Source organism: Indiicoccus explosivorum (assembly GCF_002167005.1).
GTDB lineage: Bacteria > Bacillota > Bacilli > Bacillales_A > Planococcaceae > Indiicoccus > Indiicoccus explosivorum.
Genome location: NZ_NHTN01000032.1, coordinates 24,775 through 39,477, shown reverse-complemented (window position 1 = coordinate 39,477; position 14,703 = coordinate 24,775). Strand labels below are relative to the sequence as shown.

The 14,703-nt window shown below is 54.3% G+C and carries 18 protein-coding genes and 1 pseudogene; all 19 read right to left on the bottom strand.

From position 1 onward, the window contains the following. Nucleotides 1-507, bottom strand: coding sequence for a QcrA and Rieske domain-containing protein (locus tag CCE92_RS10305; RefSeq protein WP_088007560.1), 507 nt, complete (start codon nucleotides 505-507; stop codon nucleotides 1-3). Nucleotides 508-657: 150 nt separating this feature from the next. Then, nucleotides 658-1,110, bottom strand: a complete 453-nt coding sequence (locus CCE92_RS10300; RefSeq protein ID WP_088007558.1) for a DUF2487 family protein — start codon at nucleotides 1,108-1,110, stop codon at nucleotides 658-660. Then, the gene (locus CCE92_RS10295) at nucleotides 1,110-1,679 is read right to left on the bottom strand and encodes a ReoY family proteolytic degradation factor (RefSeq protein WP_088007556.1); all 570 of its coding nucleotides are present in this window, start codon (nucleotides 1,677-1,679) and stop codon (nucleotides 1,110-1,112) included. Before CCE92_RS10295 ends, CCE92_RS10300 begins: the two co-directional genes overlap by 1 nt. A gap of 14 nt (nucleotides 1,680-1,693) precedes the next feature. Further along, nucleotides 1,694-2,947 (bottom strand): tetratricopeptide repeat protein, encoded by a 1,254-nt coding sequence (locus tag CCE92_RS10290; protein ID WP_088007554.1) that lies wholly within the window; start codon nucleotides 2,945-2,947, stop codon nucleotides 1,694-1,696. A gap of 76 nt (nucleotides 2,948-3,023) precedes the next feature. Next, nucleotides 3,024-4,307 (bottom strand): 3-phosphoshikimate 1-carboxyvinyltransferase, encoded by a 1,284-nt coding sequence (gene aroA / locus CCE92_RS10285; protein ID WP_088007552.1) that lies wholly within the window; start codon nucleotides 4,305-4,307, stop codon nucleotides 3,024-3,026. A gap of 15 nt (nucleotides 4,308-4,322) precedes the next feature. After that, entirely contained in the window at nucleotides 4,323-5,411 is a 1,089-nt protein-coding gene (locus tag CCE92_RS10280; RefSeq protein WP_088007550.1) for a prephenate dehydrogenase, read from the bottom strand. Then, entirely contained in the window at nucleotides 5,408-6,490 is a 1,083-nt protein-coding gene (gene hisC / locus CCE92_RS10275; RefSeq protein WP_088007548.1) for a histidinol-phosphate transaminase, read from the bottom strand. The genes CCE92_RS10280 and hisC overlap by 4 nt, the downstream gene beginning before the upstream one ends. Nucleotides 6,491-6,506: 16 nt before the next feature. Then, nucleotides 6,507-6,875 carry a chorismate mutase gene (gene aroH / locus CCE92_RS10270; RefSeq protein ID WP_088007546.1) on the bottom strand — a complete coding sequence of 123 codons (369 nt, stop codon included), beginning with the start codon at nucleotides 6,873-6,875 and terminating at the stop codon, nucleotides 6,507-6,509. Continuing rightward, nucleotides 6,872-7,411, bottom strand: a complete 540-nt coding sequence (locus tag CCE92_RS16385; RefSeq protein WP_420913236.1) for a 3-dehydroquinate synthase family protein — start codon at nucleotides 7,409-7,411, stop codon at nucleotides 6,872-6,874. Before CCE92_RS16385 ends, aroH begins: the two co-directional genes overlap by 4 nt. A gap of 66 nt (nucleotides 7,412-7,477) precedes the next feature. Beyond that, nucleotides 7,478-7,707 (bottom strand): annotated as a pseudogene (locus CCE92_RS16380) (3-dehydroquinate synthase); the annotation flags it as partial. A gap of 243 nt (nucleotides 7,708-7,950) precedes the next feature. Beyond that, nucleotides 7,951-9,123, bottom strand: coding sequence for a chorismate synthase (gene aroC / locus CCE92_RS10260; protein WP_088007544.1), 1,173 nt, complete (start codon nucleotides 9,121-9,123; stop codon nucleotides 7,951-7,953). 125 nt (nucleotides 9,124-9,248) lie between these two features. Then, entirely contained in the window at nucleotides 9,249-10,019 is a 771-nt protein-coding gene (locus CCE92_RS10255) for a CheR family methyltransferase (RefSeq protein ID WP_088007541.1), read from the bottom strand. Between the two features lie 96 nt (nucleotides 10,020-10,115). After that, nucleotides 10,116-10,562: a nucleoside-diphosphate kinase gene (gene ndk, locus CCE92_RS10250; protein WP_088007540.1), complete on the bottom strand. Its 447-nt coding sequence runs from the start codon at nucleotides 10,560-10,562 to the stop codon at nucleotides 10,116-10,118. Nucleotides 10,563-10,649: 87 nt separating this feature from the next. Further along, nucleotides 10,650-11,624 (bottom strand): polyprenyl synthetase family protein, encoded by a 975-nt coding sequence (locus tag CCE92_RS10245; RefSeq protein WP_088007538.1) that lies wholly within the window; start codon nucleotides 11,622-11,624, stop codon nucleotides 10,650-10,652. A 63-nt stretch (nucleotides 11,625-11,687) separates the two neighbouring features. Next, entirely contained in the window at nucleotides 11,688-12,389 is a 702-nt protein-coding gene (locus tag CCE92_RS10240; RefSeq protein WP_088007536.1) for a demethylmenaquinone methyltransferase, read from the bottom strand. Between the two features lie 4 nt (nucleotides 12,390-12,393). Further along, nucleotides 12,394-13,167, bottom strand: a complete 774-nt coding sequence (locus CCE92_RS10235) for a heptaprenyl diphosphate synthase component 1 (RefSeq protein ID WP_162287861.1) — start codon at nucleotides 13,165-13,167, stop codon at nucleotides 12,394-12,396. A 77-nt stretch (nucleotides 13,168-13,244) separates the two neighbouring features. Beyond that, entirely contained in the window at nucleotides 13,245-13,466 is a 222-nt protein-coding gene (gene mtrB / locus CCE92_RS10230) for a trp RNA-binding attenuation protein MtrB (RefSeq protein ID WP_088007532.1), read from the bottom strand. A gap of 17 nt (nucleotides 13,467-13,483) precedes the next feature. Further along, complete coding sequence (gene folE / locus CCE92_RS10225; RefSeq protein ID WP_088007617.1) at nucleotides 13,484-14,053, bottom strand: GTP cyclohydrolase I FolE; 570 nt, start codon at nucleotides 14,051-14,053, stop codon at nucleotides 13,484-13,486. Between the two features lie 256 nt (nucleotides 14,054-14,309). Continuing rightward, nucleotides 14,310-14,582 (bottom strand): non-specific DNA-binding protein Hbs, encoded by a 273-nt coding sequence (hbs, locus tag CCE92_RS10220; RefSeq protein WP_088007529.1) that lies wholly within the window; start codon nucleotides 14,580-14,582, stop codon nucleotides 14,310-14,312. Between the last annotated feature and the right edge of the window lie 121 nt (nucleotides 14,583-14,703).

Here is a 14,703-nt window from a genome sequence, read left to right as displayed (position 1 = left end):
TTACGAAACGATGAAATTCGGTTTGACTTCCCCAAGCGCCAGGTATCCGTCACGTACTTCGACTACGAACTGATCAAGCGGTCCGAGTGGCGGAGTGCCCGGAATGTTATTTCCGTTCTTTTCATAGCGGCCGTTGTGGCACGGACAAAAGAATTGGTTCGGAAAATCGGCGCTTCCTTCCCACTGGACGGTACAGCCCAAGTGCTTACATACCGGCGACAGCGCAATGATTTCGTCACCGGCCTTGTATACCCAGGCATCATTCGTCACTTCGGATGTATACCAGGCATCTTGCTGCTCATAGCTGAACGATACACGGATCGGTTCTTCCGTCAGTTCCGACACCAGCTGATCCGTTACAATGAAATCGGAATCGCCTTCGACCTGCAGCGCAGGATCCACTGCGAAACGGACCATCGGAAGCACAAGGCTCGATGCCATGAATCCGCCTACGCCCATAATCGTATAGCTCAGGAATTGCCGGCGGGATACACGATTGTTGCTCATTCTTTTCACCCCTCTTACTCAAAGATCAGTCCAACGGACATACTTATTCAAATATAATTGCTAGGACAACCTAATGATATATCAATCAATGTAGGAGGTCAACAGCGCGTTGGGGCGGTGCCGCAGGTCGCCGCCGAGATTGTGAACATTTCATGAAGAAGCGTTCCAGGCTTCCAGCACGAGCGGGAGCACTTGCCGGAGCTGGTCCTCCATGACCGACTGGCGGAACTTTGGATCCATATGTTCCACCGGAACAGCCGGCAGCCACAGCAGCCGGTCAAGATCTTCCTCTGACCGCCACTTCACATCCGATGTCATATAAAAGACATGCTTGATTCCGGACGATTCCAACTCCTTGCGGATCGCCGACCCGATTTCAGCCCGGTCCGAATTCTTCGGATAAGAGACCGGAGGCAAAAGAAGGAGCCTTCCCTTGAACTGGCGTTCCAGAAGAGAAGTCAGTGAGATCATATATTCCGCTGCCGCCGAGCTCTGCCGGATGCCGCCGGCGCCCAGATCCAGTTCGATCAGCGGGACGACGGCCGTATCGATGTACTCTTTTTGTTCAATGTATTGATTGATTTCCCTGCCGGCGAAAAGCATCAGTCGTTATCCCCCTTCAAATACTTGACGTCTTTCAGCTTCTGGAGAAGCCCCGAGAGCCGGAAGAATTCTTCCCGGTCATCCGTATCGAGGGCGGCGTCGATTCGTTTGAGGAGAGCTTCCTCCTGGATCGCCTGCATGCTCTCTTCCAGCAGTTCTTCTGCTGCCAGCCGATCCGTTTCACTGATCGCGGCATCTTCAGGAATGAACGGATTCTCTTCCAGTACTGCCATGAATTCCGGAGACGGCGGCATGTTCCTGAAGTTAAGCTGCACATACAACTCTTCTTCAGGATGGAGGCGGAGGTCATGGAAAGTCTTTTCCGCATCGGCCGTCATAAGATGCCCTCTGTAAAAACGGAAAGGGACTTCCTTTGAATCGGTGGTGGAAATGACCATGGACCGGGGGCAGTAATGCGCTTCCTCCACAAAATGGGTCTTTTCCAGCAAATGGTCGTGACCGAGCATGTAGTTTAAAATCCAAATGCATTCGCGTCTTTTCAGCCGATGATTTTCCAGGAACCAGCGGACGAATTGCTTCTTTTCGTTCACTGTGACAGATGCTGTCAACGTTCTCCCCTCCCTTACAGCTGTGATTGCCGCCACTCCAGCCATTCGGCATTGTCCGGATCAATCATCAAAAGTTCGTCCACTGTCTTGATCGCCCGTTCGATTTGGCCTTCCTCCAGCAGGAACCGCGCAAAATCACTGAGAAATCCGGGATCTTCTTTGAATGGCTCGTATGCGCGCTCATAATATTCCATTGCCTCACCATACCGTTCGGCTTCTTCATAGGCAGCGGCGATCACCGGATACAGCCCTGCCCAGTCGGATCCGTTCGTCGAAGCCATTTCCGCCAGTTCCAGCACGTCTTCGCTGCGCGACTGCCGGTGGAGCAGCATCATCAAGACTTGTATGGCTTCCATATAATCGGGGTCGAGCGCGATCGCTTCCCGGAGATGGTTTTCAGCCGGGCCTTCTTCGCCGAGCTTCAGTGCCAGCTTGCCTGCGAATAAAAACAATTCCTTGTCGTACTCGTCCCGCCGGATTCCTTCCGACACCGCCGTATAGGCCTCTTTGTATTCCTCTGTCATGTTATGGTTCTGCGCTTTCAGGAGATAGGCAGAGAAGTAGTCCGGGTCCATGCCGATCAGTTCATCCAAATACCGGAGGGATTGCGTGTAACGCCCTGCCTGAAACGATGCGAAAGCCGCTCCGAAGAGGGTATCCGGGTGGGATTGCTCCTCCAGCGCCTGTTCGTAATGCGGAAGCGCTTCTTCGTAAGCGGCGCCGGCACTGTAAACTTCTGCCAGCCGTTCAGGCAGGCTGACACCGGGGATTTCCGCACCGCTTTCCAGCAGTTCGCCGTACAGGCGCGCGGCTTCCAGATATCGTCCGGATTCCAGCAGGATTTCCGCTTTCGCCTGGATCAGCAGCGGTTCTCCGGGAAGCAGCCGCATTGCTTCATCGAGCCTGCGGTCGGCAGCTTCAAGGAGGCCTTGGGACTGAAAAAGATCTGCCAGTGCGACAAGCGCCTGGGGATAATGGTCATCCGTCTCCGGAATAGCAGTGAGAAGTTCCTGCGCTTCATCTTCCCGGTCGATTTCGATCAGCAGGACCGCCCGTTCGACGGTGAGCCCGGTCTCCTCCGGAAAGAGGAACTGGAGATGCTCCAGCAGTTTGACCGCTTCCTCCAAATAGCCGATTTCTGAGAACCATTCCGCGAGTGTGTACTGGCTGTCGGGGTCCTCTTCGATCAGGACCTTTTCCAGCAGCTCGTTCACACGGGCAGGATCTCCCAGCTCCACTGCCTTCTGTATGTCTGTAAAAACGGTCATTGAATCACCTGTTTCCTCATTGTTCTTGTTTAATCGTACACGAAAGGAACAACGTTTCAAAACAAAAACTCTCCTGTCAGGAGAGTCCGTTCTGCAGTTTATTCAAATGATCGAAAAATGTCGGATAAGAGACAGAAATGCACTCGCGGTTCCGGATCCGGACCTCTTCATCTGTCAGAAGTCCCGCGATCGCCCATGTCATGCCGAGGCGGTGATCGCCGAATGTGTCCACTTCCGCCCCTTTCAGCCTGACCGGACCATGGATGACCATGCCGTCTGGAGTCGCTTCTGCATCGGCACCAAGGCGTTTAAGGCCGGTCACGACCGACTGGATCCGGTCGGTCTCTTTCACCCGCAGCTCTTCCGCATCCCGGATGACGGTCTTCCCTTCCGCCTGTGTGGCGAGGAGGGCGATCACCGGCAGTTCGTCAATCAGGCGGGGGATCAGTTCTCCGCCGATCGTCGTGCCTTTGAGTCCGGAAGAACGGATGGTCAGCGTCGCTGCCTGTTCCGGGCTGTCCGTTGCATCTTCGATCCGGATAGTCCCGCCCATCTGCCGGACCGCATCAATGATTCCTGTCCGGGTCGGATTCACGCCGACATCCGTGAGGCGGATTTCACTTCCCGGCACCATCAGGGCCGCCGCTATAAAGAACGCGGCGGAAGAGATGTCACCCGGGACGGCGACTTCGGCCGGCTTCATTTCCTGACCGCCGCGGACCCGGATCACCCCGTCTTCTCCTTCGATTTCGACGCCGAACTGGGGAAGCAGTTTTTCGGTATGATTGCGGCTGGCAAGCTTTTCTCTGATTACAGTGGTCCCCTCCGCCTTCAGCGCGGCGAGGATGATAGCGGATTTCACTTGCGCGCTTGCGATCGGCATTTCGTAGTCGATCGCTTTCAGCGGACTTCCCTGAACTGCAATCGGTGTCATCGATCCGCCGGACCGCCCGCGTATATCCGCGCCCATTTTCCGGAGCGGCCCGATCACCCGGTCCATCGGCCGCTTCGCGATGGAAGCATCCCCATTAAGCACCGAATGGAAATCCGTGCCGGCGAGAATACCGAGCAGAAGCCGTGTGGTCGTGCCGGAATTGCCTGTATCCAAAATATCCTCCGGCTCAGTCCATCCATTCATTCCCGGGCTTTCCACGACGACATCGGATCCGTTCTGGGATACGGTGACGCCCAGTTTTCGGAAGCAGCTGATGGTGCTCAGACAATCATCTCCCGGCAGGAATCCCGAAATGGTTGTCCGGCCTTTTGCCATCGCCCCGAACATGACCGCGCGGTGTGATATCGATTTGTCGCCCGGAACCCGGATCGAGCCTCTAAGCGGTTCTATATTGATCTTTCGCATTTTCTCCGCCCTCTCTCAAGAAATGTAGCTGTCATAAGCGGTCCGCCGCTTGAGACATTGCTGTGCCCGTTCCCTGTCCTCCGGTGTCTGGAAACTGAGGACCAAAATCCCGAACAGGTCCTCCCGGGTTTCAAGAATCCGTAAATTCACAATGCTGATTTCCTCTTCCGCCAAGTAACCCGTGACTTCGGAGATGATGCCGGGAGTATCAGGGATGTCCAAATAAAGATCATACACGGAGTAAAGCGCGCCATGCCCTGCGGCCGGGAGCTTGTCCCGAGCGCTCTTCGCCTTTGCGAAATAGGCCTCGATCTCCCTTGGATCCCCTTGTTCCAGCATATTGCGGAGCGTCTCCATCTCCTGCATCCATTTTGTCAGCTGACCGGCGATCATGGCGCTGTTGTGGATCGTGATATCCCGCCACATGACGGGGTTGGAACTCGCAATACGGGTCGTGTCCCGGAATCCTCCGGCCGCCAGCTGCCTGGACAGCGGATAATCCGATTCCTTATCCAGCTGATGCACGAGTGAGGCGGCGACCAAGTGCGGGAAGTGACTGACCAGCGCCGTCATATGGTCATGCTCCTCAGCGGTCGCTGTAATCATTTTCGCCTTGGTCACAGACAGCAGTTCCTGAAGCCGATGCAGCTGTTCTTCCTTCGCCCCCGCAGAAGGGGTCAGGATGTAGTACGCGTTTTCAAAAAGCATATCTTTTGCCGCTTCCACGCCGCTTTTATGGGAACCGGCCATCGGATGCCCGCCGATAAACGGAATACCTGCCCTCTCCGCCGCTTCCAGTATCCGGCCTTTCGTGCTCCCGGTGTCACTGATCAGGACAGTTTCCTTCAATTCCCATGCAGCCATCTCGCCGATCAGCCCGACTGTCGCATTCACTGGTGTCGCCAGGAAAATGAAATCCGCTGCTTCCGCCGCTTCCCGGACAGAAGCAGCGGCTGAATCGATCACACCCATCCGGAACGCCTTGTCCCTCGTCAGCGCGTCGGTATCCGCGCCGGTCACGACTACATCCGGATGGCGCTTCAGCGCCTTTGCAAGCGATCCGCCGATCAGCCCGAGTCCGATAATCAGTACTTTTCTCGTCATGCCATCACTTCGTCCAATACATCCAGCAGCTGCCGGTTCTGCTGTTCTGTCCCTACCGTGATGCGGATATAGCCGAGAGCTCCCAGGGCGTTTCCGCTGCGGACAATAAACCCGCGCTTCATCAGTTCTTGGAACATCTCATCCGAATCCCGTCCTGTTTCCATAAGGATGAAATTTCCTGAGGATTTAAAGTAGTGGAGACCCCGCTTGTCAGCAAATTCCTCATACTGCTTCAGCCCTTTGCGATTCAGCTCCCGGCACTCTTCAATGAACGCCTGATCTGACAGCGCTGAAATCGCAGCGCCCTGTGAGATGCTGGTCACATTGAATGGCGGTCTGAGAGGATCAAGTCTTGCGATGACTTCTTCCTGCCCAAGTGCATAGCCGACACGGAATCCGGCCAGCCCGTACGCTTTCGAAAATGTCCTCAGCACCAGGAGATTCGGGAACTCCTGCAGCAGCTCAATCGGATTTTGATACGAAGGATCCGTCACATACTCAAAATAGGCTTCGTCGAGAACGACCAGCACATCGGCCGGCACTTGCCCGATGAACGACCGGACAGCGGCCGGGGAAGTCAGCACACCGGTCGGATTATTCGGAGAACAGATCCAGACGGCCGCGGTGTGCTGATCGATCGCCTCCAGCATGCCGTCCAGGTCGTGGGCACCGTCGATCAGCGGAACTTCCCTCAGTTCAGCTCCTTCAATGATGGCGTTATGGCGATATTGGGAAAATGTGGGTGATGCCATCACCGTATTTGTATCCGGTCCGAGGAGCGCCCGAGCGATCATCACGATGATTTCATCCGAACCGCTGCCCAGGAGGACCTGCCGTTCACCGACACCCGTCGCAGCAGCCAGCGCCGTCCGAAGTCCGGCGGCATATCCATCCGGGTAAACCGCCGGATTCAGCGCAAACCCCTTTAGGAATTCGGCCACTTTCGGTGATGAACCGAACGGATTTTCATTCGAAGCCAGCTTGACGATCGATTCGAGTCCGTACTGCTGCTTCACTTCTTCCACTGATTTGCCGGGCTGATAAGCTTTCATTCCGGCGAGCTGCGGTTTCCAATTCATTGATCGATATCCCCTTTCAGATTCTTGCGGCAAGATCCGGTCTCAATGCCTGTGCCTCTTTCAAAAAAATGTGCCGGATATCCTGCTGGCCGGCGTCGGTATTTACATGCATCATGACACGGATGCATTTCGGGAGCGCTCCGGGCACATCCATTTCATGCGTACACATCACTGGGATGTATGTCCATCCTTCAATCGAGCGAACGGCTTTCGCCGGGAATGCCGAGGTGATATCCCTCGTCGTTGAAATGATGACGGAAGCGACTTTTTCCGGTTCGATGCCATTTTTGGCTGCCATCTCCAGAACGAGGGATTTCGTTTCTTTCAGGACGTCTTCAGCCCTGTCGTGATCCACTGTGATTGCGCCTCTTACACCTCTTATCATCCGAGCACCTCCTTGATTTTCTGTCCGAGCTTATGATAAAAGCTGATGACTTCCTGTTCTTCGAGAACCCGGAGGGCAGGGCACCCCGTATCCGCCAGTTCGATAAAAACAAGTTCGCCTCGTGACGATTTCTTGTCCCGTTTCATATAAGGCAACAATTCCCTGATATCGAAATCGGACAGGAGTTCCAGCGGGTAACGGTTTGCCGCACACCATTTCAGGTAGTCCTCCAGCCGGTCATGGCCGCCGATCAGCAGATCGAATGCCAGACCGAGTGCAACCGCTTCTCCGTGCGTCACAGTGCCATATCCGGCATGGGCTTCGATGGCATGCGCCAGCGTGTGCCCCAGGTTCAGGAATTTCCGTGCCCCCTGTTCAAGGGCATCTTCTTCCACAATCGCCGCTTTGACCGCGATTCCCCTGCTCAAGTGCAATTCCAGCTGAGAACCGGTGAGAGCCGTGATATCCGCCGTGCCAAGAAGCTCATCCAGCCAGTGCGGATTGGACAGAAAGGCGTGTTTGATCACTTCCGCCATGCCCGAGCGCACCTGTTCTTCAGGAAGCGAAGAAAGCATTTCAGTATCGTAGACTACAGCTGCCGGCTGATAAAAAGTCCCGATCATATTTTTGCCGGCCGGATGGTTGATTCCGGTCTTGCCGCCAACGGCAGAGTCATGGGCCAGAATCGTCGTCGGACACTGGTAGAACCGGATCCCCCTCATGAATGTGGAAGCCGCGAAGCCGGCGACATCACCGGCTGCCCCCCGCCGAATGCGATCAAGGCGGATTTCCTGGAAAACCCGTTCTCCAGAAGGAAGGTATGGACCGCCATGAACGTTTCGATGGATTTCGCCCTCTCCCCTTCCGGAATCTCCAGCACATGCACTTCACAAGACCCGAGCGCATCGAGCAAGCGGCCGATATGGAGTCCGGCCGCCTTTTCATCCGCTATGACCGCAATCTTATCCGTCTCACTCAGCACACTTCCGTAAAGCTCCGGAAACAGGCTGCAGGCATCCGGCCCGATATGTACTTGGTATGGCGGAACAGTCTGCACCTCGATGGTCTTCATGGCTCAAAATCCTTTCGTATAAGCTCGGTAGTCTTCCAGGTTCTTAACCAAACGCGGCAGCTGATCGGCGTCGAACTGACTGACGAGGGCCGCTGCGGCTTCCCACGCCACGACATGCTCCGCCACGACTGATGCGGCTGGTACCGCGCAGCTATCCGACCGTTCGATGCTTGCTTTAAAAGGTTCTTTCGTTTCAATATCCACGCTCTCGAGCGGTTTATATAAAGTAGGAATCGGTTTCATGACCCCTCTGACCACGATCGGCATCCCGGTTGTCATGCCGCCTTCGAAACCGCCCAAGTTGTTCGACCGTCTCGTATAACCTTCTTCTTCGGACCATATGATCTCATCATGCACCTGACTGCCCGGACGCCGTGCCATTTCGAATCCGATACCGAACTCCACGCCTTTGAACGCGTTTATACTCATCACCGCCTGAGCAATTTTAGCATCCAGTTTCCTGTCGTAATGGACATAACTTCCGATGCCCGCCGGCATTCCTTCGATGATCACTTCCACCGTTCCGCCGATTGAATCGCCGTTCTTCTTCGCTTCATCGATAAGCGCCGTCATCTTGGCAGAAGCCGCCGGATCCGCGCAGTATACCGGATCCTGTTCGATGATGTTCCGGATTTCCGCCGCTGTCCGGCCTTCCCAGGCTGCCGGGTCCGCTTTAATGCCGCCGATTTCGGTGACATGGGCAACAGTGGAAATCCCTAACTCGGCAAGGAGCTGTTTCGCTACCGCCCCGACAGCGACACGCACAGTCGTCTCACGCGCCGAAGAGCGCTCCAGCACATTCCGCAAGTCCCGGTGACCGTATTTGATGCCGCCATTCAAATCTGCGTGGCCCGGACGGGGACGGGCGATCGTCCGCTTGATTTCTTCGTCGCTTTCCGGCTCCTCGATCCCCATGATTTTCGTCCAATGTTTCCAATCATCATTCGTCACCATCAGCGCGACCGGTGAACCGAGAGTCCGGCCATGACGCACGCCTCCTGCAATCGTCACTGTATCTTTTTCTATCTGCATGCGCCGGCCACGGCCATGTCCGCCCTGTCGGCGCTTAAGCTGTTCGTTGATCATTTCAGCGGTCAGCGGCAGCTGTGAAGGAAGACCTTCGATGATTGCTGTCAGCTGCGGACCGTGTGACTCACCTGCTGTCAAATACCGCATAACACTTTCCCCCTTCAACTCGCTAAATTGTATGACTACTACTATATCATAAACACCGGCGCGGGCAACCGCATTCAGGAGAGAAAACAAAAACCGCCGGCACCGGTGCCGGCAGCTGTGTCCATTCATGTTTTTCTGTAAAAGAACATTTCCTCCGTCTCAAAGCCGTATGCCGAAGGGTTGAAGATCTGCTCCGTGCTGCCCACAAACAGAATGCCTCCCGGCCGGAGTGCGGAAGAAAACTTCTTATAAATCATATCTTTCGCCTCCTCCGTAAAATAAATCATGACATTCCGGCATACGATCAGATCGAAGCCCGTGCCATAATCGTCTTTCAGCAAATTATGCCGGCTGAACGCGACCGTCCGTTTCACTTCTTCCGCCACTTTCCAATAAGTCCCCTGCTGCTCAAAGTAGCGGCCGAGCACTTGTTTAGGCACTTCCGCTATCGACCGCTCCGGGTAAACCGCGAGACGCGCCTTCTGCAGGACGGTCTCATCCAGATCTGTCGCTTTTATCCGGATTTCCGGAAGCGGGATGTGGCTGGAAAGGACCATAGCGATCGAATACGGCTCCTCACCGGTCGAGCAGGCGGCGCTCCAGATCTTCAAGCGATCGCGTCCGTCGAGCAGCTTCGGGAAAATCTTATTCTCAAGCACTTCCCACCGCTTGCTGTTCCGGTAAAATTCCGATACATTGATCGTCATCCGATCCAGGAATTCGTTCATCAGTTCCCGATTCCCTTTGAGCGCTGTAAAATAGTCGGCGAACGAGCCATAGCCTTTTTTCGTGTACAGTGAGACGAGCCGCCGCTTCATCTGCGCTTCCTTGTAAAGTGCAAGGTCGATCCCTGTGGTAGTATGTATGTTCTTAATGAAAGCACTGTAATCCTGCAACTTTGTCCATCCTCCCGCTTCTTCTACTGACAGTATACGCCAAAGGAGAAGCCGGCAAAATAAAAAAAAGCAGCAGCCGCTGCTTTTTTCGGTAAATCAGTCGATCCAGCTTCCCATCGTTTTTTCATACGAAAGAAGTTCGTCTTCGTTGAAGAACAAGCCGATCTCCCGCTCCGCGCTTTCAGGGGAATCCGAACCGTGGATGATGTTCTTGCCGACTGTCACGGCAAAATCACCGCGGATGGTCCCTGGAGCGGCGTCTTTCGGGTTTGTCGCCCCCATCATTTGACGGGCAGTGGCAATCACGTTCTCACCTTCCCAAACCATCGCAAAAACCGGGCCGGAAGTAATGAACTCAACAAGTTCCCCGAAAAACGGCCGTTCCTTATGCTCGCCGTAGTGACGCTCGGCAAGCTCCTGGGAGATCTGCATCAGCTTCGCTCCGCCGAGCTTATAGCCTTTTTTCTCAAACCGCGATACGATTTCACCGATCACATTCCGCTGAACGCCATCCGGCTTGACCATTAAAAACGTCTTTTCCATGTCCAACACTCCTTCATTTTCAAATCTCAGGCAATTTGCCCGCCGCTAAAAATACTATCATGACCTTCGCGATTGTCAACTGGCAGCTTAGAATCGGCGCTTGCCGATGAACAAAGCCACATCCCGGAGCGCTTTTTTTGCCCGGCCATCAGGCAGCGGTTCCAGCTGATCCAGCGCCTTTTTCAAGTAGCGGTCGCTTAGCTCCTTGGAGCGCCGGATGCCCGGCCCTTGGCGCACCGCCTCGACGACTTCCATCCGCTCATCAGCTGACAGATTTCTGCCGATACGGTCCGCCAAAAGACGCTGGAGAGCTGCATCGTCCCGGGCCGCCAATATGGGAAGTGTTATGTTTCCCTGCAAAAAATCACTTCCAGCCGGTTTTCCGAGTTCAGCATCAGAAGAAGTGAAGTCCAGTACATCATCGATGATCTGGAAGGACATCCCGATAAAATATCCAAAACGCCGGAGCCGGGCGGCAGTGTCAGGGGCCGTTCCAGCGGCCAGGGCACCGAGTTCGCAGCTTGAAGAAATGAGGAGGGCGGTTTTGCGTTTTATCCGCCTCAAGTAACTGCGCAAATTCTGATCGAGCTTCTGTTTGTCCTCGATTTGGATGATCTCTCCCCGGCAGACCTCGATGATCGCCTTGGCCAGCACTTCGTGCAGCACCGGATGATCAATCGCGGAAACGCGCTCGAGTGCCCGTGCGAACATGAAGTCCCCGGTATACATAGCCACCCGACTGTTCCATTGGGCTTTCACGGTCGGACCGCCTCTCCGGACGAGCGAATCGTCAATGACATCATCATGGACGAGAGAAGCCATGTGGATCAGTTCCAGGGCGACCGCCGTGTCCCGGACAGCTGCTGTTCCGGAATCGCCGAATTTTGCGCACAAAAGCACAAAAACAGGCCGGATCCGCTTGCCGCCGGCCTGGAGTAAATGGAGAGAAGCATCATTGAGCAAGTGAGAAGAAGAATCCACAGTGCGCGCTAATTCATTTTCGATGATGTCCAGTTCCGGACGGAGACCGGAGTAAAGAATTCCTAGCTTCACTTTTTCCACAATAAAACCTTCTCCCGCTTAAATTGATGATTGATCCATCCCCGGGACAGCCGCCTCGTGGCGCTACGGCCGTTTGAATCCGATATGGAGAGCGGCTGCGCCGCCGCTGTACGGCTTGTACTTGATATCCCGAAATCCGGCCTTCGCGAACAGGCGGGCTAACCCTTTCATGTCCGGGAAAGTCTTCGCCGATTCCTGCAGCCATGAATATTCACTGTAGCTCTTTGCCAGCACTTTGCCGAACACCGGCATGATATAACGGAAATACAGCCGGAAGACCGGCCGGAAAAGTCTGGACTCCGGCTGGCTCGTTTCCAGGCACGCAATCATCCCTCCCGGTTTCAGCACCCGGTGCATTTCGGAAAGGACTTGGACATAATCCGGAACGTTCCGGAGCCCGAAGCCGATCGTTGCATAATCGAATGAATTATCAGGGAACGGGAGCGCCATCGCATTCCCGTGCAGCAACTCGACTTGAGGCATGTGCTGCGTTTTCTGTTTCCCGACGTCCAGCATGTTCCTGCTGAAATCGAGACCGACCACCCGGCCTTCTTTTCCTGCCGCTTCTGCAAGAGCGATGGTCCAGTCACCTGTGCCGCAGCAGACGTCAATCGCGGATGCGCCTGGCCGGACCTGCAGCTTTTCCATGGCGTCTTTCCGCCAGCGGACGTGCTGCTGGAAACTGATGACCGAGTTCATGTGATCGTATTCGGATGAAATCTTTTCAAAGACTTCGTGCACCCGCTGTTCTTTCGTCTTCTGCATGTCCTCACCCTTCACGTATCAATTGCTCCACTTGCCGGTGATCCGGCAGGATTTTATCGAGCAGGAACTGTTCAAGTTCCCTTGTAAGCGTTTTTTCATTTTGCCGGAGAACCTCCCGGTACAGGCCGTTCAGCTTTCCTTCCAGCCATCGTTCCGCCTTCAGGAGGCTGCCTGTCGCGGCAGTCAGGACTTCCAGGAATTTGCTCATTTCCCCCGCCTGCAGAAGCAGGAGCTCTTCACGGTATTTCAGCAGACTGAGAACCCGTCCTGCCAGCCAGGAATAGCTGTCGAAACCGTAATACCGATAAAATGCGAAGATCAGACTGTTCTCCGCCGTTTCCACCGCCTGTTCAATTTCAGCAGTGCAGAGAAGGCCTTCCTTGTAGAAAACCGCTTTGCTTTCACATGCTTCCGCAATCGCAGCGGAGATGCAGCGGATCAGGCCTATATTCTTCAGCTTAGCCAGCAGAAGATAATGGATGCCGCTGTAATAATCGCCGGCCAGGACGGTGAGCTGCTGTTCCGGGACGGCCGCTCCGTTCTCTTCCACCAGGTCATGGGCATCGAGCGCCGCCTGTACAATCGATACCGATCTGCTGGATGCTTCCGCATCCGCCGGCCAGTAGTCCCCGTTAAAATAAGGAAGCAGCAAAAAGAACAGCCGAGCCCGTTTCACTGCAGCGCCCGCAGTCGTCTTCTCGAGTGTCCGATGATGAACAAGTTCCAAAATGGCCAATTGTTCAGAAGTGATTTTTTCATCTATTTGCTGTCCGTTCATAACTTGCCTGCTCCAATCGTGGATCGCCATGCTATTTAGTATATCACAGTGCTGCTGAAGCCTTCACTTCAGCCGGATCACTTTTTGCCTTCGCTCTCGATATTGCCGTACGCCGTATGGATCTCCGCTTTCCCCCGGATCTTCATTGCCGAAGTATGTTCGGTGAACTGGGCGATCATCACTTCACCGCGGTCCAATTTTTCCGAATGATGAAATTTGGTGTCCGTGCCTCTCGTCAGCCCGATGACATTCACGCCGTCCTCTGCTGCCTTGATGACAATATATTCCGTCTGTGCCATGCTATCACCTGCCTGTTTCAATTCATCTGAATAAAGGAAATGACTTCCGAACGCTTGATTGCGTCTTCTTTCAATACACCTCTCGCTGCCGCCGTGACGGTCTTGCTGCCGGGCTTTTTCACGCCCCGCATCGTCATGCACATATGCTCCGCTTCCACCATGACATAGACGCCGGCAGCGCCGAGCATTTCCATGATCGTCTCCGCAATGGTCGTCGTGATCCGCTCCTGGAGCTGCGGCCGCTTCGTCACACTTTCCACAGCCCGCGCCAGTTTGCTGAGGCCCGCGACCGTCCCGTTTTGCGGAATATAGGCGATATGCGCTTTCCCGTGGAACGGCACGAGGTGATGTTCGCACATGGAATAGAAAGGGATGTCCTTTACGAGAACAAGTTCCTCATGATCTTCATGGAAAACCGTCCGGAAATAGTCCTTCGGGTCTTCATGAATGCCGGAAAACACTTCTTCATACATCTTGGCGACGCGCTTCGGCGTATCCATCAGACCTTCCCGGGATGGATCTTCCCCGATTGCTTCCAGGATCATTGCAACAGCCTGTTCTATTTTATTCAAATCGATTCCCGATATGGTCTTCATGGGGGTTCCTCCTGAAACACAAATTCCTTTGAATCGTAGCATATGTATAGCCATTATAGCAAAATACCGGCCCCCGGATACCGCAGTCGTTCCAGAACACGAGGAAACTTCCCGGACCAGTGCACTTTTCGGACACATCTTTCTGCCCGGAGTGCCGGCTGGCTGGAATCACCCTTTTTCTTCCATAGAAAAAGGACGACTTCCACAGCTCTCACTGCGGAAGTCATCCTTATGTAGTCACTGAATCTTACTTGACAGCATCTTTCAGTGCTTTCCCCGGTTTGAATGCAGGGATTTTGCTTTCCGCGATTTCGATTTCCTCACCTGTCTGCGGGTTGCGTCCTTTGCGGGCCGCACGTTCACGGACTTCGAAGTTCCCGAAACCGATCAGGGAAACTTTATCGCCTTTCGTCAATGCGCCTTGAATTGTATCGAAAGTTGCATCGACCGCTTTCGCAGCGTCTTTACGGGAGATGTCTGCCGCTTCTGCAACAGCGTTCACCAATTCTGTTTTGTTCATGCCATTCACCTCCTCTCAAAGGGATGGAAAGCTGAAGACCTGATAAAAGAGTATCACAACAAAAAACCCGCCGCAACAACATTTGCGGGGGTTTTCCAAATTTAAGAAGAATAAAATGACA

What these genes read in the sequence shown, in the direction of transcription:
- CCE92_RS10305 (WP_088007560.1), bottom strand. Translation starts at nt 507, where the DNA reads ATGAGCAACAATCGTGTATCCCGCCGGCAATTCCTGAGCTATACGATT.
- hisC (WP_088007548.1), bottom strand. Translation starts at nt 6,490, where the DNA reads ATGAATTGGAAACCGCAGCTCGCCGGAATGAAAGCTTATCAGCCCGGC.
- aroC (WP_088007544.1), bottom strand. Translation starts at nt 9,123, where the DNA reads ATGCGGTATTTGACAGCAGGTGAGTCACACGGTCCGCAGCTGACAGCA.
- CCE92_RS10235 (WP_162287861.1), bottom strand. Translation starts at nt 13,167, where the DNA reads ATGAACGGACAGCAAATAGATGAAAAAATCACTTCTGAACAATTGGCC.
- aroH (WP_088007546.1), bottom strand. Translation starts at nt 6,875, where the DNA reads ATGATAAGAGGTGTAAGAGGCGCAATCACAGTGGATCACGACAGGGCT.
- mtrB (WP_088007532.1), bottom strand. Translation starts at nt 13,466, where the DNA reads ATGGCACAGACGGAATATATTGTCATCAAGGCAGCAGAGGACGGCGTG.
- CCE92_RS10300 (WP_088007558.1), bottom strand. Translation starts at nt 1,110, where the DNA reads ATGCTTTTCGCCGGCAGGGAAATCAATCAATACATTGAACAAAAAGAG.
- CCE92_RS16385 (WP_420913236.1), bottom strand. Translation starts at nt 7,411, where the DNA reads ATGGCGGAAGTGATCAAACACGCCTTTCTGTCCAATCCGCACTGGCTG.
- CCE92_RS10290 (WP_088007554.1), bottom strand. Translation starts at nt 2,947, where the DNA reads ATGACCGTTTTTACAGACATACAGAAGGCAGTGGAGCTGGGAGATCCT.
- ndk (WP_088007540.1), bottom strand. Translation starts at nt 10,562, where the DNA reads ATGGAAAAGACGTTTTTAATGGTCAAGCCGGATGGCGTTCAGCGGAAT.
- aroA (WP_088007552.1), bottom strand. Translation starts at nt 4,307, where the DNA reads ATGCGAAAGATCAATATAGAACCGCTTAGAGGCTCGATCCGGGTTCCG.
- CCE92_RS10280 (WP_088007550.1), bottom strand. Translation starts at nt 5,411, where the DNA reads ATGACGAGAAAAGTACTGATTATCGGACTCGGGCTGATCGGCGGATCG.
- CCE92_RS10240 (WP_088007536.1), bottom strand. Translation starts at nt 12,389, where the DNA reads ATGCAGAAGACGAAAGAACAGCGGGTGCACGAAGTCTTTGAAAAGATT.
- hbs (WP_088007529.1), bottom strand. Translation starts at nt 14,582, where the DNA reads ATGAACAAAACAGAATTGGTGAACGCTGTTGCAGAAGCGGCAGACATC.